Origin of the sequence: Enterobacter cloacae complex sp. SHL021 (genome assembly GCF_049237765.1) — a bacterium.
Lineage (GTDB): Bacteria > Pseudomonadota > Gammaproteobacteria > Enterobacterales > Enterobacteriaceae > Enterobacter > Enterobacter cloacae.
Genome location: NZ_JBMKJG010000001.1, coordinates 180,284 through 200,928, shown reverse-complemented (window position 1 = coordinate 200,928; position 20,645 = coordinate 180,284). Strand labels below are relative to the sequence as shown.

Sequence of the window (20,645 nt, the reverse complement as noted above, 5' to 3'; positions counted from 1 at the left end):
ATGACAACACAACAACCTGACTGGCATGCCTACCTGGCGCAGATGGAGGCCGTGCTGGGCGTTGAGCTGGATGACGCCCGCCGCGCGGAGCTTCAGCAGCAGTTTAGCCGCATTGCCGCCATGGCCGCCCCGCTGATGGCGCTGCCGCTTGATGACCGTCTGGAGATCGCAGGAGTATACAAAGCATGAGGCTACACGAGATGAGTATCAGCGCGATCCAGCAGGCACTGACTGCAGGCGAGTTAAGCGCCCGCGAGATCGCCCGTCAGACGCTGGAAGATATTGCGCGCATCAACCCGCAGATCAACGCCTGGACGGCGGTTACCGAAGCGCGGATGCTGGCCGAGGCAGAAAATATCGACACCCTGCGCCGGGAAAAGCGCCCCCTGCCGCCGCTGGCGGGCGTGCCTTACGCGGTAAAAAACCTGTTTGATGTGGCCGGGCACACCACCCTCGCCGGAGCCGAGTTGTTCAGCAAGCGAACCGCTGCCAGCGCAGACAGCTTTGCGGTTCGCCAGCTACGCAGCGCGGGAGGACTGTTGTCCGGGATGGTCAATATGGATGCCTATGCCTACGGCTTTACCACGGAAAACAGCCACTACGGCGCCACGCGTAATCCGCACGATCTGACGCGCATTGCAGGCGGCTCCTCCGGTGGCTCTGCCGCCGCCGTCGCCGCCGGGCTGGTCCATTTTTCACTGGGTACCGACACCAACGGGTCGATTCGCGTCCCGGCGTCCCTGTGCGGAATTTATGGCTTAAAACCGACCTTTGGCCGCCTGTCACGCTCCGGCAGCCACCCGTTTGTCGCCAGTCTCGATCATATCGGGCCGTTTGCCCGCCGGGTGTGCGATCTGGCGTCCGTGTACGATGCGCTACAGGGGCGAGACACCAGCGACCCTTTTCAGGCAGAGTCCTCCCGCGAGCAGACGCGGCCTTTGCTCGATCGCGGTCTGGATGGTTTGCGCTGCGCCGTCCTCGGGGGCTATTTCAGCACGTGGTGTAACGACGACGCCCGGGAAGCCGTCGCGCGCGCGGCACGTGCTCTTGACGTCCAGGAGGAGTTGCAGTTCCCTGAAGCCGCGCTGTCCCGCTCTGCCGCGTTTATCATCAGCGCCTCCGAAGGGGGGAACCAGTACCTGCCGTCACTTCGCCGTGAACCGGAGCGTTTTGAACCACACTCCCGCGAACGCCTGCTGGCTGGGGCAATGATCCCTTCCGCCTGGTATATTCAGGCCCAGCGTTTTCGCGCCCACGCCCGACAGGCCTGTAAAGCGCTGTTTGAGCAGGCCGACGTGCTGATCGCCCCGGCAACCCCGCGCAGCGCCACGACGATTGGCGAGCAGACCATGGAGATTAACGGCGAGCCACTGCCGGTGCGCGCCAGCATGGGGATGCTGACGCAGCCGATTTCATTTCTGGGTTTGCCCGTCACCACCGTTCCGCTACGCACCGCCCAGGGGGCACCGATTGGTCTGCAACTCATCGCAGCACCGTTTAATGAACAAGCCTGCCTGCGCGTGGCGCGGGTCCTGGAAGCGAGCGGGATAACCGATGCCCGTCCTGCGGAGATGGCACAATGATGAATCACGACGACATTAACCTTCCCTGGGTGATGGCGGACGTCACGGCCGCGTTTTATCGCTATGAAGATGCGCTGGTGAGCAACAACATTGCGGTGCTGGATGAGTTGTTCTGGCACGACAAAAACACGGTGCGACTGGGCGCGGGGGAAAACCTCTACGGCATTGATGAAATCCGCGCCTTTCGGGCGGCGCGCCCCTCCGCCGGGCTGCAGCGGACGTTGCGCAATACCGTGATCACCACCTTCGGAGAAGATTACGCGGTGTGCAGCACCGAATTTACCCGCGAGGGGACGGAACGCATTGGCCGCCAGCAGCAGACGTGGGTGCGGTTTGCTTACGGGTGGCGCATTGTTGCGGCACAGGTGAGTGTGATGGTGTAACGCTGAAAAACCTGCCCGGTGGCGCTGCGCTTACCGGGCCTGCAATGTCCCGTATACCCTGCGGGTGCTGTAGGCCGGGTAAGGCGCAGCCGACACCCGGCACAATACGACACCGCTATTTCTGAAACGGATGCACGTCCCGCCAGTGGTCAGCAATCTGCTGGCGGGTACAAACCCACACCCGCTCGTGCTCCTGCACATAATCAAGGAACCGCTGTAGCGCGCGAAAACGGCCCGGACGCCCCAGCAGGCGGCAGTGCATGCCGATGGACATCATCTTCGGCGCGCTTTCACCCTCTTCATACAGCACGTCAAAGCTGTCTTTCAGATAAGTATAAAACTGCTCGGCGGTATTAAACCCCTGGGCGGTGGCGAAGCGCATGTCGTTCGCGTCCAGCGTGTAGGGCACGATCAGGTGCGGTTTATGGCTGCCATCGCTGCAGGCCACTTCCGTCCAGAAGGGCAAGTCGTCGCCATAGTAGTCGCTGTCGTAGTCAAAACCGCCGTGCTCGACCACCAGCTGGCGCGTGTTGGGGCTGTCGCGCCCGGTGTACCAGCCCGTAGGCGGCTTGCCAAACAGATCGGTCAGCACGTGCACCGCTTTGTGCAGATGTTCCCGCTCCTGGTTGATATCCATGTTCTGATAGTGGATCCAGCGCCAGCCGTGGCTGACCACGTCGTAATCCGCCGCCTTAATCGCCGCGACAATCTCCGGGTGACGCGCCAGCGCCATCGCCACGCCAAAGACCGTCAGCGGCAGGCCACGTTTCTGAAATTCATGATGAATTCGCCAGAACCCGGCGCGGCTGCCGTATTCGTACAGGGAGTCCATGGACATGTGTTTGTCGGGATAGCTGGCCGCTCCAATGATGTCCGAGAGAAACTGTTCCGACCCGGCATCGCCGTGCAGGACGTGGTTTTCTGCCCCCTCTTCATAATTGAGCACAAACTGCACGGCGATGCGTGCCTGATTCGGCCACTGCGCATGCGGCGGGTTGCCTGCGTAGCCACGCAGATCCCGCGGATAACCCTCTTCAAAAAGCCCCATTGCCACCCCCCAAAAATTAAAATGGATTCAATGCCTGAAAATGTCCGCTTAAGGGTTTGTTCTCCGGGAAGGCCAGATCCCCGTGCTTGCTGGTTGACAGCCCCAGCGCCACCAGCGATTCCACCATCTTCACCGCCGCACTGACGCCGTCGATCACCGGCACGTGCAGCTCGCGCGTCAGCTCCTGGGCGAGCGTTGCCATCCCGCCACAGCCCAGCACGATGGCGCCGCAGCCATCCTCTTTCAGGGCCTGTATACAGCGCGCGCGCACCTTCTCCTGCGCCAGGCCGCTGCCGTCTTCCAGCGCCAGCACCGGGAGATCAATCGCGTGCAGGGCCGCGCAATGATCCTGAAAGCCATACTGCTGCAGCAGATGACGGGCGATAATCAGCGTGCGCGGCAGCGTGGTGACGATGGAAAAGCGCGTCGCCACCAGCGTGGCCATGTGCATCGCGGCTTCGGCAATGCCGACAACCGGCCCTTGCGCCAGCTCGCGCGCGGCCAGCAGCCCTGGGTCGCCAAAGCAGGCAATCACGTGCCCTTCCACCCCCTGCTCTCTGCCTTTTTTGACTTGCTCAAGGACACCCACGGCGGCAATGGCTTCATCAAAATGGCCTTCGATTGAGGGCACACCCGCACTGGGGCAGACCGCGAGGATTTCCGTGCCCGGTGCAGCCACCGCGCGGGCGGCCGCGCCGATGGTTTCCGTCATTGCGAGGCTGGTATTGGGATTAATGACTTGTATACGGACAGACGACATTACGACTCCTTGTGGCTGGCGAACAGGCGGGCAAAATCGGGCAGGCATTCACCTGCCCGTTCGAAACAGAGGCTGGCGACGATGTGTTCAAAATGGTGCATTAAGGCATCACTGAGGGGTTGCAGCGCTTTCTGACGCAGCAGCTCCACAAGCTGTTCGTGGTCATTGCAGCGACACCCCTGACGCCACGGCGCACCCCAGGTGGCAATCACCAACGAGGAGCGCTGACTCAGGCGGGTCACCATCTCCGTCAGGACCTGATTGCCGGAGATGGCCTGCAGCTGAATATGGAAATTTGCGGAGTGGCGGATCGCCGCCGGGCCGTCGTAAGCCTCATGCGCCTGCTGCTCCTGACGGATGATTGACGCCAGCGCGGCCAGATGCGGCGGCTGACAGTGCGCCAGCACGTCCGGTAGATTGGCGACCTCCAGTAGCGCGCGGGTGCGGAAGATCTGCCGGGCCTCTTCGACCGTCGGGCTGGCAACGTGTGCACCACGTTTGGGCGTTAAGGTGACCATTTGCACAGCGGCGAGTCGCTGCAGCACCTTACGGATGCCCGTACGACTCACGCCAAAGACCTCCGCCAGCGCCTCTTCCGGCAATTTGCTTCCCGGCAGCAGTTGATGTTCGACAATCGCGGTCATCAGCGCCTGAAAGATGGATTCGTCTTTGTCTTGCAGGTCTGGCGCGGCGTGCAGACTGTTCACGTTGTTCATTAACCACTCCACTTTTTACTTTTCGCTATCGAATCGTATACATAAAAATAAAATATTGCATACAAGATTTATTATTTTGGCCTGGATCCTGCAACACCGTCTGCACTCCCACTCAACGGGTTTTCATTCACAGGAGCAGGTTTCATGCCAAACAGACAAAATATGCAACACGGTACGGCCACTGATTCCGGTGCGGTATACAGCCCACGGCTTTGCAATGAGGATTTGGCACCGACGCGTGACCAGAACTGGAGCTGGTACAACATCTTTTCTTTCTGGATGTCCGACGTCCACAGCATGGGGGGATACGTGGTCGCCGCGAGCTTCTTTACGCTCGGGCTGGCAAGCTGGCAGGTGTTGCTCTGCCTGCTGGTGGGAATTTGCATTGTGCAGTTGTGTGCCAACCTGGTGGCGAAACCGAGCCAGATGGCGGGCGTGCCGTATGCGGTGATCAGCCGTCAGGCCTTTGGTGTGTTCGGGGCGAACATTCCGGCGGTGATCCGCGGGCTTATCGCCTTTGCGTGGTACGGCATTCAGACCTATCTGGCCGCTAACGCCCTGATGCTGGTGGCGCTGAAGTTCTGGCCGTCGCTCTCGTCGCTCACCACCGGCGCGTTCCTCGGACTGTCGCACCTGGGCTGGGTCTGCTTTGCCATTATGTGGGTATTGCAGGCAATGGTCTTCTGGCACGGCATGAATGCCATCAAGCGCTTTATCGACATCGCCGGCCCGGCGGTGTATGTGGTGATGCTGGCGCTGGCAGGATGGATTGTATACAAGACCGGATTCGACGGGATCTCCTTTACCCTCGCCAGCAAATCCCTGAGCGCAGGCGAGCAGACCTGGCAGATGATCACCGCCACGGCGCTGGTGGTCTCCTACTTCTCAGGCCCGTTGCTCAACTTTGGTGATTTCTCCCGCTACGGCAAAAGCATGGGGGAAATCCGCCGCGGCAACCGCTGGGGCCTGCCGTTTAACTTCCTGCTGTTCTCCATCGTGACCGTGGTGATTGTCTCCGGTACCCAGTCGCTGTTTGGCCGCATGATCACCGACCCGATTGAAACCGTCAGCCGCGTGGGCAACGATCTGGCGGTGGCGATTGGTCTGTTGACCATGATCACCGCCACCATCGGGATTAACATCGTGGCCAACTTCGTCTCCCCGGCGTTTGATTTCTCTAACTGTTCCCCGCAGAAAATCAGCTTCCGCACCGGGGGAATGATTGCCGCCGTCGGCTCGATCCTGTTAACCCCGTGGAACCTGTTTAACTCCCCGGAGCTTATTCATTACACCCTGGATGTGCTGGGGGCGTTTATCGGTCCGCTGTTCGGTATCCTGATTGCCGATTTCTACCTGATTAAGCGTGGCAAGGTATCCGTGGACGACCTGTTCGATGACACGCCAGAAGGGAAATACTGGTACCGCAACGGCTTTAACCCGAAAGCCATCGGCGCGCTGATCCCCTCGGTTGCCGTCGGGCTGGTGATAAGCTTCATCCCGGCGCTGCATGAGGTGGCAAACTTTAGCTGGTTCATTGGCGTGTTCCTTGGCGGGGTAACCTACCGCTGGCTGGCGCGCGAAGAGCGCGAAGTGGCGTCCGCCGCTCACTTCACGGCACGCGAGGCCACGCAAACAATCAGACAGGAGCCGTGATGGATTACCAGACTGCGATACGCGGTGCATTTTTCGATATCGCCCGGGTCTGCGACAGCGCAGACCTGATTGCCGAACATGCGCGCTACCAGGAGGACGGCCTGCTGTTTATTTACCACGGGAAAATCGTGGCGCTCATGGCCTGGCAGGATGGAGAGCAATATCTTGACCCGCACAAGGGTTACACCGACCTGCGCGGCAAACTGCTGCTGCCCGGCTTTATCGATACCCACGTTCATTACCCGCAGACCGAGATGATCGGCGCCTTCGGCGAGCAACTGCTGGAGTGGCTGACCACCTATACGTTTCCGGTGGAGAGCCAGTTTGCCGACGAGAGCTACGCAAAAGAGATTGCAGAATTTTTCATAAATCAACTGGTGAGCCACGGCACTACCACCGCACTGGTGTTTTGCACACTGCATCCGCAATCGGTGGATGCGCTGTTTACCGAAGCATCGCGCCTGAATATGCGCCTGATCGCCGGGAAGGTGATGATGGACCGGCACACCCCGGACTACCTGACCGAAACGGCACAACAGAGCTACCAGCAGACGCGGGATCTAATCCAGCGCTGGCACCACCATGGACGGCTGGGGTATGCCATTACGCCACGCTTTGCGCCCACCTCATCACCGGAACTGCTGGCGGCGGTGCATTTACTCAGAGAGGAGTTTCCGGACACCTGGCTGCAGACCCATCTGAGCGAAAACCCGAACGAAGTGGCCTGGGTTAATGACCTGTGGCCGGAGCATGAACGTTATCTGGATGTCTATCACCACTACGGCCTCACCGGCGAGCGCAGCGTGTTTGCTCACGGGATCCATCTGCACCACAGCGAGTGGCAGTGCCTGCACGACACCGGATCGGCGGTGGCGTTTTGTCCTACTTCCAATCTGTTTCTTGGCAGCGGGCTGTTTCGGTTACCCGCCTGCTGGCAGCACAAGGTGCGGATGGGTATCGGCACCGACGTCGGCGCGGGTACCACCTTCAGTATGCTGCGCACGCTGGGGGAAGCTTACAAGGTGGGTCAGTTGCAGAGCTATCGCCTGCGCGCCAGCGAGGCCTTTTATCATGCCACGCTGGGTGGCGCGCATGCCCTGCGTCTGGATGACAAAATTGGCAATTTCGCTCCAGGCAAAGAGGCCGATTTTATCGTGATCGACCCGGCCGTCACCCCGCTGCAGCGCCTGCGTAGCGGGCGCTGCAAGGATATCTACGAGCAACTGTTTGTGCTGATGACCCTGGGCGACGAGCGTAATATCAGCCAAACCTGGGTCAACGGCGAGCCAGTGTGGTCAGCTGCCGCGGTAGGTTGACCAGCCGCCAGGGGCAATCACAAACGGCAGATGGAAGTGCTCATCTGCCGTTTCGCCTATAAGAAAATCAATCTGCGCGCAGGGATAGAGCGTGTCGCGCCCCGTTTCGCTAAACCAGGCGCCAGTCTCGGCCACCAGCCGATAGCGGCCCGCAGGCAGGACGGGAACAAATTCGGTGATGCGGCCCTGCGCGTTGGTCACGCCAGTTGCGATGATCTCCGCGTCCTGTTCAAGACGTACCGTCACCCCCTGCGCGGGTTTGCCCGTCGAGATATCCAGAATATGTGTACTGAGCGTGCTCATGCGCCAATGACTCCTTCCAGTCGTAATAAGGTAATTTCCCGCAGCTGATCCAGTGCGGCCTGCACCTCCTGCGCATCGCTGTTTTCCAGCCGCGCGTTCAGGGCCTGCAGGATCTCCTCCCCGCTGCGGCCTTTGGCGCGGATCAGAAAGACGCGCCCGAAACGGCTTTCGTAGCGGGCATTGCCTGCCCGTAACGCCTCAGCAAGCCGGGCATCATCATGATTCACCGCTCCCTGCTCCCGACGCGACAGCGCCGCCTCCGCCTGCGTGCCCATGGGCTTCTCACCGATGCGCGGATGCGCGCTCAGGGCCTGCGTGAGCGCGTGTTCATCCCAGCTTTTCGTCAGCGCCTGGGCCGCGTTAAACAAAACCTCCCGGCTCGGATAAGGCCGCCCGGCGACCAGCGCCTCGGCCCAGCCGGGAATGGCCACGCAAGGGTGTAATAGCGTAAGCACCTCTTCGTGACTCCGGTAATTAAAATCGTCCAGCGTTATCATGGTTCCTCCCGTGTCATCATCGTCCCTGAACATTGCACAAAACACGCCACTCTTGCCTGAGGCCTGAAACAGTTGATTCCTGATCCCTAAACCGGAAATTATTGATTCATAAAAAGGCATTCCCACCGCGATAACGCACCTTAGCAGTGCAAACATCCCTCCCACAACGCCCTTTACCGCACTCTGCAGCCTGGTACGCAAATTGCTGATGTTAATGACACCCGGCAAAAGGAGAGAAGCATGAAAGCAATCGTCATTGGTGCGGGCATTGGTGGCCTGAGCGCCGCTGTCGCGCTGGAAAAGGCGGGCATCGACTGTACCGTGTTTGAAGCAGTAAAAGAGATCAAACCCGTTGGCGCGGCCATCTCCATCTGGCCCAACGGGGTGAAATGCATGCAGCACCTCGGCATGGGCGACATCATTGAGACATACGGCGGGCCAATGCGCTTTATGGCCTACAAGGATCACCGGCGCGGCGACACGTTGACCCGCTTTAGCCTGGCCCCGCTGGTGGAGCGCACCGGGGGACGCCCCTGCCCCGTCTCGCGCGCTGAACTGCAGCGCGAGATGCTGGACTTCTGGGGTCGCGAGCGGGTGCAGTTCGGCAAGCGCGTCGAACACGTCCGGGAAGATGATGCTGGCGTCAGCGTAACATTTACCGACGGCAGCACGGCGACGGGCGATTTTCTGATTGCCGCCGACGGCAGCCATTCGGCGGTGCGCCCGTACGTGCTGGGGTATACCCCCGAGCGCCGCTACGCCGGTTACGTTAACTGGAACGGACTGGTGAAGATTGATGAAGAGATTGCCCCCGCCCACCAGTGGACCACGTTCGTGGGAGAAGGCAAGCGTGTGTCGCTGATGCCCGTCTCCGGTGGCCGCTTCTATTTCTTTTTTGATGTCCCGCTTCCCCTCGGTCTGGCGGAAGATCGCACCACCCTCAGAGCCGATCTCACGGGTTACTTCCGCGGCTGGGCGCCGCCGGTGCAGAAGCTGATCGCCGCGCTGGATCCGAATACCACCAACCGCATAGAAATCCACGACATTGAGCCCTTCGACAGCCTGGTACGCGGCCACGTGGCGCTGCTCGGCGATGCGGCGCACAGCACCACGCCGGATATCGGCCAGGGCGGCTGCGCGGCGCTGGAGGATGCGGTGGTGCTGGGTGATTGTCTGCGCGAAAACCACAACATTACTCTGGCGCTGCGGCAGTACGAAGCCCTGCGCTGTGACCGGGTACGCGACATGGTGCTGAAGGCTCGCAAGCGCTGTGACGTCACGCACGGTAAAGATATGGCGTTAACCAGAGCCTGGTATCAGGAGCTGAGAGAGGAGACCGGGGAGCGCATTATCAACGGTTTGTGCGACACCATTCAGGGCGGACCATTAGGCTGAACGTAAGAGGAATACACATGAATAAAGCACCTGTACCACCCGCCCATTGCACGTTTGAGCCAGAGGACTGGCTGCGTCTGGCAAAGTGCTGGCATCCGGTTGCGCGCGCCTGCGACATTGGCGCGGCGCCGGTTAAGGCGACCCTGCTGGACGAAGCGCTGGTTATCTACCGCGTGAACGGCCAGGTCGTGGTCGCCCGCGACGTTTGTCCGCATCGCGGCGTGCCGCTGACGCTGGGCTTTCATGATGAGCACGGGATTATCTGCCCCTACCATGGCCTGCGCTTCGGGGAAGATGGCCGCTGCAACCGTATTCCCTCCAGCCCCGACCAGCCGGTACCGGCGAAGCTGAACCTGATTAACTACGCCGTGGAGGAGCGCTTTGGCTTGATCTGGACGTGTCTGGCGTTTGACCCCGACAACCCGATGCCGCTGCCCACCATGCCGCACTGGGATGACGACGGCTTTCAGCAGATCAACTGTCCGGCGTTTGAGGTAAATGGCTTCGCTGGCCGCCAGGTGGAAGGATTTCTGGATGTGGCGCATTTTGCGTGGATCCACACCAGCACCTTTGCGGACCCGGATAACCAGCTCGTCCCGACCTATCAGCCACAGGAAACACCGTTTGGTTTTGTAGCGGACTACTGGAGTTCGGTGAGCAATTATCCCGCCAGCGCTGATGTGCAGGCGCCGGAAGGCTTCCAGTGGCTGCGCCATTTTGAAATGCATTTGCCGTTTACCGCCACCCTGACGATCCATTTTCCGGGTGAATCCCGGCTGGTGATCATGAACGCCGCGTCGCCGGTCTCGTCACGCGTCACCCGCATGTTTGCCCCGATTGCGCGCAACTTTGACCTGCATATCCCGGTGGAAGAGGTGCATGCCTTTAACCTGCGGATTTTTGAGGAAGACCGCCTGATGGTCGAGACCCAGCGCCCGGAAAGTTTGCCGTTGGATCTGACCCTTGAAGCCCATATTCCCGCGGATAAAAGCTCGATTGCCTATCGCCGGGGGCTGAAAAAGATGGGTTTTGGCGCGTTTTTCCTGGTCTGATGGAGGGCTGTCATGAGTGATATCTTAAGCGTTATCGTCGACGGGCTGTGGCGTCAGGGGAACAAAAGCCTCGCCGTCAGGCTGGTGGCGGAAAACGGTGAAGCGCTGCCTGAGTGGCAGCCCGGTGCGCATATCGACGTGCATCTGCCCTGCGGGGTTATACGTCAGTATTCCCTGACCGGCCCATGCGGGAGTGAAGGCTATCTGATCTGCGTGGGCCGGGAAACCGCCTCGCGCGGCGGGTCGCGCTATATTCATGAGACGCTGCGTCCCGGTCAGACGCTGCTGATCTCCGCGCCGCGCAATCTATTTGCCCTGCAGGAGGCCGAACGGGTGTTGCTGCTGGCTGCGGGGATCGGGATTACGCCACTGTATGCCATGGCCCTGCAGCTGGAAGCAGCCGGAACCCCGTTCACTCTGCACTATTATGTCAAACACGCTGAAAGCGCGGCTTTCGCCCGCGAGCTGGCGCAGCTGAAGCACGGCGAATGCGTTATCCATACCACCAGCCCGCGCACGTTGCTGGCAGAGCATATCCCGGTGGCCGCGGCGGGTCTTCACGCCTGGGTCTGTGGCCCGGCCGGGTTTATGGAAAAAGTACGTGAGGTGGCGACGGCGAAAGGCTGGGATGGCGCCACGATCCACAGCGAGGCGTTTCAACCCGCTGCGCCTGATACCGGCGCTGAAAGTGGCGAGATCTTCACGGTTAAACTGGCCTCCACCGGAGAGCGCTGGCCTGTGCCCGCTGATAAAACTATTGCCCAGGTGCTGCAGGAAAACGGTGTGGCCGTACCGCTCTCCTGCGAGATGGGGATCTGCGGTGCGTGTCTGACACCGGTGATTGACGGCGTGGTGGATCACCGGGACAGCGTACAGTCAGAGGCAGAGAAAAACGCCCCGAACCCGCATGTGGCGCTGTGTTGCTCAAGAAGTCATTCCGCTGAGCTGGTGATTGGGCTGTAAAACGAAAAAACCCTGCGATAGTGCTATCGCAGGGTTTTCGAATTTGGCGGAAGCGTAGAGATTCGAACTCTAGAACCCTTTCGGGTCGCCGGTTTTCAAGACCGGTGCCTTCAACCGCTCGGCCACGCTTCCAAAGTGAGGCGCACTATAAACATCTCTGAGCATGATGTAAAGCGTGAAATTGCATAAAGTTACACTTGCTCACCATCACCCCGCCCTCTGGCGTCATGACTCACTTCGGCGACGTTAATCTGAATATGAAGTTTCCCTCTCATTACAGGCACCGGCAAATGTCAGGCAGGCAGCGTGTTGCGCTCAATCACAATATATGTATTATGTTATAACATAACAATTTGGGATTGATTTTTATGCTTCTGAAAAAAGGGTTATTACTGACAGTACTGCTGGCCATGGCACCAGCCACGTTTGCAGCAACAACTTACCCGCTGACGATTGAAAATTGCGGCGTCAGGCAGACCTTTACACAAGCGCCACAGCGCGTCGTTACCGTGGGTCAGCATGAAACGGAATTGCTGCTCGCGCTGGGGCTGGAAAAATCTGTCGCCGCAACCTCAGTCTGGTTCGGCAAACTCCCGGATTCGCTGGCTGATGCCGGAAAAAAACTCCCCCGGCTTGCGGATAACTCCCCCTCTTTTGAAGCCGTGGTGGGACAAAAACCGGAACTCGTCCTCGCTCAGTATCACTGGCATATTGGCCCGCAGGGCGAGGTGGGAACACGCGAGCAGTTTGCATCCCTGGGGATTAAGACGTGGATCTCCCCTGCCGACTGCACGGACAAAACGGTGACGGCAACCTCAAACGCTGACGGAGCACGGAGCACGCCGTTTTCACTGGCAGAAATAAAACACGAAGTCACAGACCTGGCCGCCATCTTTGATGTTCCCGCGCGCGGCGAGCAGCTCAATCGTGAGCTGACAGAACGGATTCAGAAAGCGCAGGCGCGCATCTCAGCAAAACCCCTGAAGGTTGTCTTCTGGTTTTCAAGCAGCCGCCTGAATGGCGATCCCTGGGTGGCAGGGAATTACGGCGCACCTGGCTGGATCAGCCGCACGCTGGGGTTAAAGAACGTTATTGATTCGCATGATGAATGGCCCGCTGTCACCTGGGAACATATTGCCCAAATGCAGCCAGACGTTATCGTCATCGCTCAGATGTCACGCAGGCTCTACCCTGCCGATGACGCCGCGGTAAAAGAGGCCTTTTTACGACGCGATCCGGTGACAAGAAACATTCCGGCGGTCAGGAATAATCAGATTATTGTGGTGCCCGCAATGTCGTTAAACCCTTCTTTGCGTAACGTCGACGCGGTTGAGCTTATCAGCGATCGGCTGGCTTCATTCCAGGGCGAATAATGAGTCATGTATCTTCTCCCCGCCGCCAGCAGGGGTTAATGGCGGCAGGCGCCGTGGCATTGCCGCTGATGCTGGTCTTTGCCGCGAGTATCGGCGATATGCCGGTATCGTATGCCGTTACCGGAAAAGCGATCCTCAATGGTCTTGGGCTGACTGCATACGTTCTGCCGCAACCCGAGGAAGGCATCGTCTGGCAGTACCGCATGAGCCGCGCATTAATGGCTGCTTGCAGCGGCGGCGGCCTGGCGCTGTGCGGGCTGGTGCTCCAGTCAATACTGCGCACCCCCCTGGCGGAGCCCTATCTGCTGGGCATCTCAGCAGGCGCTTCGCTGGGGGCCGTCTGCGTGATGCTGCTCGGTATCGGGGGGAGCGTGATTGGCGTGAGCAGCGGTGCGTTTGTTGGCGCCTGCGCCGCTTTTGCGCTCATCATGTTGATTACAAACGGCATGAGCGCAAGCCCGTCGCGCATTTTGCTGGCAGGCATTGCGGGCACACAGCTCTTCAACGCCATGACCGCGTATATCGTCAGCACCTCCGCCAATGCCGAGCAGTCGCGTAGCGTTATGTTCTGGTTAATGGGCAGCCTGAGCGGTGTGCGCTGGCCAGACGCGCTGCTGGCGCTGGCCGTTACGTTGACGGGCCTGCTGATGGTATGCCTCTTTTCGCAGGCGCTGGACACCTTTACCTTTGGAGACGAGGTCTCTACCACCCTCGGGATTCCGGTGACCGCCGTACGAATTATCCTGTTGCTGACCTGCGCGTTCGTCACCGCAACCCTGGTCAGTGCCATAGGCGCAGTGGGATTTGTGGGTCTGGTCATTCCTCATGTGACGCGCATGCTCAGCGGTCCGGGCCATCGCCGCACGATCCCGCTGACGTTTCTTATCGGCGCGCACTTTATGATCCTGGCCGATGTCGTGTCACGCACGCTGATTGTGCACCAGGTGCTTCCCATCGGCGTGGTGACGGCACTGGTGGGCGCACCTGTCTTTGTGGCGCTGCTTTATCAAAACCGGAAGGAGCATCCATGAATATTTCCGTCTCCGGGTTAAGTGTGACCCGACAAGCACAGACAGTGCTTGAGGATATCGATCTCGACCTGTCATCCGGGCAGATTGTCGGCCTGTTAGGGCCAAACGGCTCGGGCAAATCAACGCTGTTACGCTGTCTTGCCGGGCTGTTTCCACACCACAGTGAACGCGTCGCGCTTAATGGCACGTCGCTTAGCGTGATGCCGTTAAAAACGCGCGCGCGGCAGTTAGCTTTCGTCCCACAACATGCCGACGTTGAGGGAGAACTGACCGTCGAGGAAATCGTGCGGCTGGGACGTACGCCTTACCGGAAGGCGTTTCAGAGAAGCACTCGCGATGATGATGTGGCGGTGGAAGAGGCGATTAGCCTCATGCGGCTATGCGGATTACGCCAGCGGCGGTGGCAGCAACTGTCTGGTGGGGAGCGTCAGCGAACCCAGATAGCGCGAGCGCTGGCACAGCAGCCCCGGGTGTTGCTGCTTGATGAGCCGACAAACCACCTGGACATTCAGCACCAGCTGGAGCTGATGCGACTTATATCGCAACTGCCTCTTACGGTGGTGGTGGCGCTGCACGATCTCAATCTGGCGGCTAACTACTGCCAGCGGCTGATCCTTCTGAAGGCCGGGCGTATCGCGGCCACGGGCGCGCCTGCGGAAGTGCTCACCCCTGAAAATATCGAGCAAACCTGGTGTGTCAAAGCGAGCGTCTACAGGGCAGACGCCGGGATGACGATCGGCTACAACATGGGTGGCATGGCGGAGGTGTAGAGCCAAAGCAAAAAACCCTGCGATATTGCTATCGCAGGGTTTTCGAATTTGGCGGAAGCGTAGAGATTCGAACTCTAGAACCCTTTCGGGTCGCCGGTTTTCAAGACCGGTGCCTTCAACCGCTCGGCCACGCTTCCTAATTGAGGCGAACTATAAACACCTCACCGCAGGCTGTAAAGAGCACGCGCATTCGTTCGCTTTAAAAATAGCCAAATTACGTTTAATCGGTTGAATAGACAACATATTGGCCATTTTGCCAGCATAATATCCAGCGATTGCCTTAGTGTTTTTTGATGTACATATCTTTCGTGTAGTAGTACCCGAGCTTATCCGGCGTGAATCCCCCCACCCACGGCTTCACCAGGTGCGTACGAACGTAGTGATAGACAGGGATCGCCGGCACATCACGCCCCAGCAAATCCTCTGCCTGTTGATAAAACTTACCGCGCTCTTGTGCCGTTTTCGACTTCGCGGCATTCACCAGCGCTTGATCGTACTCAGGATTGCTGTACTGCGTGGTGTTTTGGCTATCCCCGGTACGGAAGTTATTCAGGAACGTGGAGGCATCATCATAATCGGCAATCCAGGCGTAGCGCACCGCGTCAAAGTTATGGGTGTGCATGGTATCGAGCATGGTTTTCCACTCCTGGTTCTGCAGCTTCGCCTCGACGCCGAGATTTTTCTTCCACATTGAGCTGGCAGCAATCGCGATACGCTGGTGCGTTTCAGAGGTGTTATACAGCAGATTAAAACTCAGTGGATGGCTGGCGTTATACCCGGCCTCTTCGAGCAGTTTTTTCGCCTCGGCAATTCGTTTGTCCCGCGGCCAGCTGGCGTAATCCGGGTTCTGTAACTTAACGCCACCAATGTCCGGCTGGCTGATAAGCCACGCCGGACGCTGCCCCTGCCCCATCACTTTATCTGCGATGATGTCTTTATCGAGCGCCATATTGAGCGCCTTACGCACGCGCGCATCGTTGAACGGCGGACGGGCGGTGTTGAATTCGTAATAGTAGGTGGCAAGCTGCGGAGAGACATCCAACTGACTGCCCAGCGTTTTCTTAAGCTGGGCGAACTGGTTGACTGGCACCGTGTAGACAATATCGATTTCTCCCGCTTTATAGCGGTTCACATCAGCCGCCTCGGAGGTGATAGGCAGATATGTCACCTTGTTGATCACGGTATGGGCATTATCCCAGTAGCGCGGGTTACGCTCCGCCACAATGCGTTCGTTAACTACCCATGAGGACAGCTTATAGGCGCCGCTGCTGACGATGTGCTCGGGCTTGGTCCACTTATCGCCGAAACGCCCCACCAGGACTTTATCTATCGGCACCAGAGACGGGTGTGCCAGCATCGCCAGGAAAGCAGCATTAGGCTGCGAAAGCGTGACTTCCAGCGTGGTGTCATTGATGGCTTTCACGCCCAGCGTATCGGGCGCTTTTTTGCCTTCGGCAATTTCATTACCGTTGACAATAAGCATGCTTCCGGGATAGCTGGCATACGGTGAGGCGGTTTTTGGATCGACCAGTCGCTGCCAGCTCCAGACGATATCTTCCGCGGTGATGGCGGTACCGTCGCTCCAGGTGATGCCCGGACGCAGATGGAACGTCCAGACGGTGTTGTCCTTGTTCTCCCATTTTTCCGCCAGCCGTGGCTGGATTTCACCCGCCGGGGAGACACTGACCAGCCCGTCGAATAAATCGCTGATAATATTGAATTCGACATCGCTTTCGACTTTATGCGGGTCGAGCGAAGCGGGTTCACTTCCGTTATTCCTGACCAGTTCCTGCTTATCGGCCAGCTGCGTTCCTGCCGGCACGTTAGCCGCCCAGGTTGCCGTGCTGGCGCACAGGATCCCGGCCGCCAGTAAAGAGAGTGTAAAGTGAATGCGTGTTTGTGGTTTCATTTCCTTCGCCTTATTGTCTGTTTTGTGACGATCCGGAAATAACTCTTAGCGGCCTTATGGTAATAAGGCAATATTTTTCAGTAACCTATAAGAGCTTGATCTGATTAATTGTGCCAAACCGCTGTTCATACTGATGAAACGTCTTTTTGCAGAAGAAATAACCAACTCCGGCGCTAACCTGCTGAGTAAAGATGGGTAAAACCACTTTGAGACTGGCGCGCCGTTTCCTATTCTTTCCGTTAATTACATCTGTCATAAGAGAGTGACTCATGGATCGTATAATTACTTCCTCACGCGACCGCACATCGCTACTCAGCACCCACAAGGTGCTGCGCAATACGTACTTTATGCTCAGCCTGACGCTGGCGTTTTCGGCGATCACCGCCACCGCCAGCACCGTGCTGATGCTGCCGTCTCCGGGGCTGATCCTGACGCTGGTGGGGATGTACGGTCTGATGTTCCTGACCTACAAAACCGCTGACAAACCGGTCGGTATTCTTTCCGCGTTCGCCTTTACCGGCTTCCTGGGTTATATCCTGGGGCCAATCCTGAACGCATACCTGTCTGCCGGCATGGGTGATGTGATCGGTATGGCGCTGGGCGGCACCGCGCTGGTGTTCTTCTGCTGCTCCGCCTACGTGCTAACCACCCGCAAGGACATGTCCTTCCTCGGCGGTATGCTGATGGCAGGTATCGTGGTGGTGCTGATTGGTATGGTGGCTAACATCTTCCTGCAGCTCCCTGCCCTGCACCTGGCGATTAGCGCGGTGTTTATCCTGCTGTCATCCGGCGCGATCCTGTATGAAACCAGCAACATCATTCACGGCGGTGAGACCAACTACATCCGCGCCACCGTGAGCCTGTATGTGTCGCTGTACAACATCTTCGTCAGCCTGCTGAGCATCCTGGGCTTCGCCAGCCGGGATTAAGCCAGAGTGTTGTGTACCGAGCCCCGCTTATGCGGGGCTTTGTTTTTTGGTACACTGCGGCGGTTTTTGACTGATGCGTGAATAACTATGTTGAGCTTTGAAGGTAAAGAGATCGAAACCGATAACGACGGTTATCTGAAAGACAGCCACCAGTGGAGCGAGGCGCTGGCGGAAGTGATTGCAGAAAAAGAGGCGATCGCGCTCTCCCCTGAGCACTGGGAAGTGGTGCGCTTTGTGCGCGAGTTCTATCTCGAATTCAATACCTCTCCGGCTATCCGGATGCTGGTTAAAGCCATGGCCAATAAATTCGGTGAAGAGAAAGGCAACAGCCGCTATCTGTATCGTCTGTTCCCGAAAGGCCCGGCCAAACAGGCCACCAAAATTGCCGGCCTGCCTAAACCGGTGAAATGCATTTAGTAGCGAATACCGAAGTTCATGTATTCCCGGCCGGGTTGATGCGGTTCGGTTAAGACCTTATCAACCCGGGCACTGCGCGGCCCACCCGCTTTCAGCCACGCCAGCAGTTTTTCAACCTGCTCTGCCTCGCCACAGGCGACCACCTCAACGCTGCCATCATCCATGTTTCGCGCATATCCCGTTAGCCCAAGCTGAACGGCCTCGCGCTGCGTGCTGTAGCGGAAGCCCACGCCCTGAACGACGCCGTGAACCCAGGCGATAGTGCAGACTTTTGACATCTTCCTTCTCCTTATCCGTCTGGCGCGTTGCATTTCCCCGGCGAACTCGGGAAAATGGCGGCCATTTTCTTGAATCGACAGAATAGCAAATTATGAGTGTACGTTTAGTGTTGGCCAAAGGGCGCGAGAAGTCATTACTGCGCCGTCATCCCTGGGTCTTTTCCGGCGCGGTTGCCCGTATGGAAGGTAAAGCCAGCCTCGGTGAAACCATTGATATTGTTGACCATCAGGGGAAATGGTTAGCACGAGGCGCCTACTCGCCAGCCTCCCAGATCCGCGCGCGCGTCTGGACCTTCGACAAAGATGAAACCATCGATATCGACTTCTTCGTGCGTCGTTTGCAGCAGGCGCAGCAGTGGCGCGACTGGCTGGCCAAACGCGATGGTCTGGACAGCTACCGCCTGATTGCCGGAGAGTCCGACGGTCTGCCGGGCGTGACCATTGACCGCTTCGGTAACTTCCTGGTCCTGCAGTTACTGAGCGCTGGGGCGGAATACCAGCGCGCCGCGCTGATAAGCGCCCTGCAGTCTCTGTTCCCGGAGTGCGCCATCTATGACCGCAGCGATGTGGCTGTGCGTAAAAAAGAGGGAATGGAACTGACCCAGGGTCCGGTGACCGGCGAACTGCCGCCTGCCCTGCTGCCTATCGAAGAACACGGCATGAAGCTGCTGGTGGATATTCAGGGTGGTCATAAAACGGGCTATTACCTCGACCAGCGTGACAGCCGTCTGGCCACGCGTCAGTACGTTGCCGACAAACGCGTGCTCAACTGCTTCTCTTACACCGGCGGCTTTGCGGTATCGGCTTTAATGGGCGGCTGCGCGCAGGTGGTGAGCGTGGATACGTCTCAGGAAGCGCTGGATGTGGCAAAACAGAACGTCGAGCTGAACAAGCTGGATCTGAGCAAAGCCGAATTCATTCGCGACGACGTCTTCAAACTGCTGCGTAAATATCGCGATCAGGGTGAGAAGTTTGACGTTATCGTGATGGATCCGCCCAAGTTTGTGGAGAACAAAAGCCAGCTGATGGGTGCCTGCCGCGGCTATAAAGATATCAACATGCTGGCCATTCAGCTGTTGAACCCAGGCGGCGTGCTGCTCACCTTCTCCTGCTCTGGACTGATGACCACAGATTTATTTCAGAAAATCATCGCCGATGCCGCAATAGATGCTGGTCGTGATGTACAATTTATAGAGCAGTTCCGTCAGGCAGCCGATCACCCGGTGATCGCTACCTACCCGGAAGGGCTGTATCTGAAAGGGTTTGCCTGTCGCGTCATGTAACTTGAAAAGAGAAATATTGCCCGCACATAGAGTGTAAGTAGTGTTTCCCGGGAGGTGACTATGATTGCCAGCAAATTCGGTATCGGCCAGCAGGTCCGCCACACTTTGCTCGGGTATTTGGGTGTGGTCGTGGATATCGACCCGGAGTATTCCCTTGATGAACCGTCGGCGGATGAGCTGGCGGTGAACGCAGAGCTTCGCGCCGCACCCTGGTACCATGTGGTGATGGAAGGTGATGATGGACAACCCGTCCATACTTATCTTGCTGAGGCGCAGCTAAGCAGTGAATTGCAGGATGAGCATCCGGAGCAACCCACGATGGATGAACTGGCTCAGACTATCCGCAAACAGTTACAGGCTCCGCGCCTGCGGAACTAAGCGTGTAAAAAAAGCCCGATAACGGGCTTTTTTTTATGACTTTGTCAGCCCCAGCCGGGGGATTTCAATCGCCGGACAGCGGTCCATCACTACCTTCAGCCCCGCCTCGCGCGCCAGCACCGCAGCCTGTTCGTTAATAACGCCTAACTGCATCCACAGCGTTTTCGCACCGATGGCAATGGCCTCCTGCGCCACGCCCCATGCAGCCTCGGAATTACGGAACACATCCACCATATCCACCTTTTCCGGTACGTCGTTTAGCGTGGCGTATCCTGGCTGGCCCAGCAAGGTCTTACCGGCCACTTTTGGTGACACAGGGATAACATGGTAGCCCTGATCGAGAAGGTACTTCATTACCCGATAGCTTGGACGATCCGGTTTATCGCTCGCCCCCACCAGCGCAATGGTGCGTGTGGACGTCAAAATCTCGGCAATATCATTCTCTTTCATGCTTTTCCTCCTGGCTTTTTAACAAGTGTATGTCAAAGCGCACATCTCAACCATCCATCCCATACAGATGTATGAGAGCAAAAGGCCAGAATATGTCTATATGTTAGTAAACATGATTATCGACAAATTTAGATACATTATCGCGGTAAGCGAACGTA

Annotated in this window: 22 protein-coding genes, 2 tRNA genes and 1 pseudogene; 15 read left to right on the top strand and 10 right to left on the bottom strand. The window is 58.1% G+C overall.

The window, feature by feature from the left end; translation table 11 throughout:
- Genes hpxX through hpxZ form a run of 3 tightly spaced genes read left to right on the top strand, consistent with a single transcriptional unit; the run spans position 1 to position 1,966 of the window.
- On the top strand, positions 1-189 hold the full coding sequence (gene hpxX / locus ACOTZF_RS00895; protein ID WP_045902785.1) for an oxalurate catabolism protein HpxX: 189 nt from the start codon (positions 1-3) through the stop codon (positions 187-189).
- Positions 186-1,583: an AtzE family amidohydrolase gene (locus ACOTZF_RS00890; protein ID WP_129252597.1), complete on the top strand. Its 1,398-nt coding sequence runs from the start codon at positions 186-188 to the stop codon at positions 1,581-1,583. The genes hpxX and ACOTZF_RS00890 overlap by 4 nt, the downstream gene beginning before the upstream one ends.
- Complete coding sequence (gene hpxZ / locus ACOTZF_RS00885; protein WP_047351978.1) at positions 1,580-1,966, top strand: oxalurate catabolism protein HpxZ; 387 nt, start codon at positions 1,580-1,582, stop codon at positions 1,964-1,966. Before ACOTZF_RS00890 ends, hpxZ begins: the two co-directional genes overlap by 4 nt.
- A 115-nt stretch (positions 1,967-2,081) precedes the next feature.
- Here hpxZ and puuE read toward each other — a convergent pair whose 3' ends face one another.
- From puuE to ACOTZF_RS00870, 3 genes and pseudogenes are all read right to left on the bottom strand, one after another.
- Positions 2,082-2,981 (bottom strand): allantoinase PuuE, encoded by a 900-nt coding sequence (puuE, locus tag ACOTZF_RS00880; protein WP_224787885.1) that lies wholly within the window; start codon positions 2,979-2,981, stop codon positions 2,082-2,084.
- Positions 2,899-3,774, bottom strand: a pseudogene (gene hpxA, locus ACOTZF_RS00875) (allantoin racemase). The gene puuE and the pseudogene hpxA overlap by 83 nt, the downstream one beginning before the upstream one ends.
- Complete coding sequence (locus ACOTZF_RS00870) at positions 3,774-4,490, bottom strand: GntR family transcriptional regulator (RefSeq protein WP_013097231.1); 717 nt, start codon at positions 4,488-4,490, stop codon at positions 3,774-3,776. The pseudogene hpxA and the gene ACOTZF_RS00870 overlap by 1 nt, the downstream one beginning before the upstream one ends.
- A gap of 144 nt (positions 4,491-4,634) precedes the next feature.
- Here ACOTZF_RS00870 and ACOTZF_RS00865 point away from each other — a divergent pair, with 144 nt between their 5' ends.
- Both ACOTZF_RS00865 and guaD read left to right on the top strand, forming a co-directional pair.
- On the top strand, positions 4,635-6,143 hold the full coding sequence (locus tag ACOTZF_RS00865) for an NCS1 family nucleobase:cation symporter-1 (RefSeq protein ID WP_129252593.1): 1,509 nt from the start codon (positions 4,635-4,637) through the stop codon (positions 6,141-6,143).
- Positions 6,143-7,459 carry a guanine deaminase gene (gene guaD / locus ACOTZF_RS00860; RefSeq protein ID WP_058651232.1) on the top strand — a complete coding sequence of 439 codons (1,317 nt, stop codon included), beginning with the start codon at positions 6,143-6,145 and terminating at the stop codon, positions 7,457-7,459. Before ACOTZF_RS00865 ends, guaD begins: the two co-directional genes overlap by 1 nt.
- Here guaD and uraH read toward each other — a convergent pair.
- Together uraH and uraD are read right to left on the bottom strand one after the other, a co-directional pair.
- Positions 7,439-7,762 (bottom strand): hydroxyisourate hydrolase, encoded by a 324-nt coding sequence (uraH, locus tag ACOTZF_RS00855; RefSeq protein ID WP_013097234.1) that lies wholly within the window; start codon positions 7,760-7,762, stop codon positions 7,439-7,441. The two genes, guaD and uraH, sit on opposite strands and share 21 nt — an antisense overlap.
- On the bottom strand, positions 7,759-8,259 hold the full coding sequence (gene uraD / locus ACOTZF_RS00850) for a 2-oxo-4-hydroxy-4-carboxy-5-ureidoimidazoline decarboxylase (protein ID WP_058651231.1): 501 nt from the start codon (positions 8,257-8,259) through the stop codon (positions 7,759-7,761). The genes uraH and uraD overlap by 4 nt, the downstream gene beginning before the upstream one ends.
- A 240-nt stretch (positions 8,260-8,499) precedes the next feature.
- On the opposite strand from uraD, the gene hpxO reads away from it, so the two are divergent.
- From hpxO to ACOTZF_RS00835, 3 genes are read left to right on the top strand one after another with little or no spacing between them, the layout of a single operon-like run.
- Entirely contained in the window at positions 8,500-9,654 is a 1,155-nt protein-coding gene (gene hpxO, locus ACOTZF_RS00845; protein ID WP_129318135.1) for an FAD-dependent urate hydroxylase HpxO, read from the top strand.
- A gap of 17 nt (positions 9,655-9,671) precedes the next feature.
- On the top strand, positions 9,672-10,706 hold the full coding sequence (hpxD, locus tag ACOTZF_RS00840) for a molybdenum cofactor-independent xanthine hydroxylase subunit HpxD (RefSeq protein WP_038985564.1): 1,035 nt from the start codon (positions 9,672-9,674) through the stop codon (positions 10,704-10,706).
- Between the two features lie 12 nt (positions 10,707-10,718).
- Entirely contained in the window at positions 10,719-11,669 is a 951-nt protein-coding gene (locus ACOTZF_RS00835; RefSeq protein WP_061772039.1) for a PDR/VanB family oxidoreductase, read from the top strand.
- A 44-nt stretch (positions 11,670-11,713) separates the two neighbouring features.
- Here the strand turns inward: ACOTZF_RS00835 and ACOTZF_RS00830 are convergent.
- Positions 11,714-11,801, bottom strand: a tRNA-Ser gene (locus ACOTZF_RS00830).
- Positions 11,802-12,037: 236 nt separating this feature from the next.
- Here ACOTZF_RS00830 and ACOTZF_RS00825 point away from each other — a divergent pair.
- The 3 genes from ACOTZF_RS00825 to ACOTZF_RS00815 are packed head-to-tail and all read left to right on the top strand — an operon-like array spanning position 12,038 to position 14,843.
- Entirely contained in the window at positions 12,038-13,042 is a 1,005-nt protein-coding gene (locus tag ACOTZF_RS00825) for an ABC transporter substrate-binding protein (RefSeq protein ID WP_045295749.1), read from the top strand.
- Positions 13,042-14,073 carry a FecCD family ABC transporter permease gene (locus ACOTZF_RS00820; protein ID WP_129318134.1) on the top strand — a complete coding sequence of 344 codons (1,032 nt, stop codon included), beginning with the start codon at positions 13,042-13,044 and terminating at the stop codon, positions 14,071-14,073. The genes ACOTZF_RS00825 and ACOTZF_RS00820 overlap by 1 nt, the downstream gene beginning before the upstream one ends.
- Positions 14,070-14,843: an ABC transporter ATP-binding protein gene (locus ACOTZF_RS00815; protein WP_045295747.1), complete on the top strand. Its 774-nt coding sequence runs from the start codon at positions 14,070-14,072 to the stop codon at positions 14,841-14,843. Before ACOTZF_RS00820 ends, ACOTZF_RS00815 begins: the two co-directional genes overlap by 4 nt.
- 49 nt (positions 14,844-14,892) lie before the next feature.
- Here ACOTZF_RS00815 and ACOTZF_RS00810 read toward each other — a convergent pair.
- A tRNA-Ser gene (locus ACOTZF_RS00810) sits at positions 14,893-14,980 on the bottom strand.
- Positions 14,981-15,123: 143 nt separating this feature from the next.
- Positions 15,124-16,752 (bottom strand): ABC transporter substrate-binding protein, encoded by a 1,629-nt coding sequence (locus ACOTZF_RS00805; protein ID WP_045295746.1) that lies wholly within the window; start codon positions 16,750-16,752, stop codon positions 15,124-15,126.
- Between the two features lie 269 nt (positions 16,753-17,021).
- Here ACOTZF_RS00805 and yccA point away from each other — a divergent pair, with 269 nt between their 5' ends.
- Both yccA and tusE read left to right on the top strand, forming a co-directional pair.
- Positions 17,022-17,681, top strand: a complete 660-nt coding sequence (yccA, locus tag ACOTZF_RS00800; RefSeq protein WP_013097244.1) for an FtsH protease modulator YccA — start codon at positions 17,022-17,024, stop codon at positions 17,679-17,681.
- Between the two features lie 87 nt (positions 17,682-17,768).
- On the top strand, positions 17,769-18,098 hold the full coding sequence (tusE, locus tag ACOTZF_RS00795) for a sulfurtransferase TusE (RefSeq protein ID WP_013097245.1): 330 nt from the start codon (positions 17,769-17,771) through the stop codon (positions 18,096-18,098).
- Here the strand turns inward: tusE and yccX are convergent.
- Positions 18,095-18,376, bottom strand: coding sequence for an acylphosphatase (gene yccX, locus ACOTZF_RS00790; protein ID WP_013097246.1), 282 nt, complete (start codon positions 18,374-18,376; stop codon positions 18,095-18,097). The genes tusE and yccX overlap by 4 nt on opposite strands.
- 92 nt (positions 18,377-18,468) lie before the next feature.
- Here yccX and rlmI point away from each other — a divergent pair, with 92 nt between their 5' ends.
- Complete coding sequence (gene rlmI, locus ACOTZF_RS00785) at positions 18,469-19,659, top strand: 23S rRNA (cytosine(1962)-C(5))-methyltransferase RlmI (RefSeq protein ID WP_013097247.1); 1,191 nt, start codon at positions 18,469-18,471, stop codon at positions 19,657-19,659.
- A 60-nt stretch (positions 19,660-19,719) separates the two neighbouring features.
- Entirely contained in the window at positions 19,720-20,037 is a 318-nt protein-coding gene (gene hspQ / locus ACOTZF_RS00780) for a heat shock protein HspQ (RefSeq protein ID WP_013097248.1), read from the top strand.
- A gap of 33 nt (positions 20,038-20,070) precedes the next feature.
- On the opposite strand, the gene ACOTZF_RS00775 is transcribed toward hspQ, so the two are convergent.
- Positions 20,071-20,487 (bottom strand): CoA-binding protein, encoded by a 417-nt coding sequence (locus ACOTZF_RS00775; RefSeq protein ID WP_020689684.1) that lies wholly within the window; start codon positions 20,485-20,487, stop codon positions 20,071-20,073.
- Positions 20,488-20,645: the final 158 nt, after the last annotated feature.